We start from the raw sequence: 573 nt of genomic DNA, 5'->3' as shown, positions 1-573 counted from the left end.
GTTGAAGGGGGCGGGCGCCGGAGCGGGCTCGGGGCGGCGCGGCTTGGCCCGCAGCGAGCTGATGCCCCAGTAGACCGACAGCGCGCCCAGCAGCATGGCGATCTCCGGCAGGCTGAACAGGGCGAAGAAGAAGCCCCACATGCCGGCGAGCAGCGCGTAGCGGGCACGCCGTTGCGCCGGGTCGTTGGGGTCCCAGCGCGGACCGCCGGGCCCGCGCTGCCCGTTCGGACCGGTGGGACGCTCGCCAGGGCCCTGGCCGAACCCACCGCCCTGGCGCCCGGGCTGCCGGCTGCTCCACTGGCTGCCCCAGGTCGGAGGCTGCTGCGGCTGTCCTCCGCCGGCGCCCTGGCCCTGATCGCCGGAGCCACCCTGGCCTCCCTGGCCGCCGGAACCACCCCAGCCGCCCTGGTCACCGGAGCCGCCGCCGGAACCACCCTGGCCGCCGGAGCCGCCCTGGCCACCCCAGCCCCAGCCCTGACCGCCGGAGCCGTTGCCCTGACCGCCGCCGCCGGCGGCCGGGTCACCGGTGCCGTCCCCCGCCATCGGGTACGGGCGGGGGCGCCAGGGCTGGTC

The 573-nt window shown here is 78.4% G+C and carries 1 pseudogene; it reads right to left on the bottom strand.

The annotated features are described in order from the left end of the window. Positions 1-573: pseudogene (locus E4099_RS34745) on the bottom strand (hypothetical protein); the annotation flags it as partial.

Source organism: Streptomyces palmae, assembly GCF_004684805.1.
Taxonomy (GTDB): domain Bacteria; phylum Actinomycetota; class Actinomycetes; order Streptomycetales; family Streptomycetaceae; genus Streptomyces; species Streptomyces palmae.
Note: the sequence above shows the minus strand (reverse complement) of the source record. Positions and strands in the feature narration are given on the sequence as shown.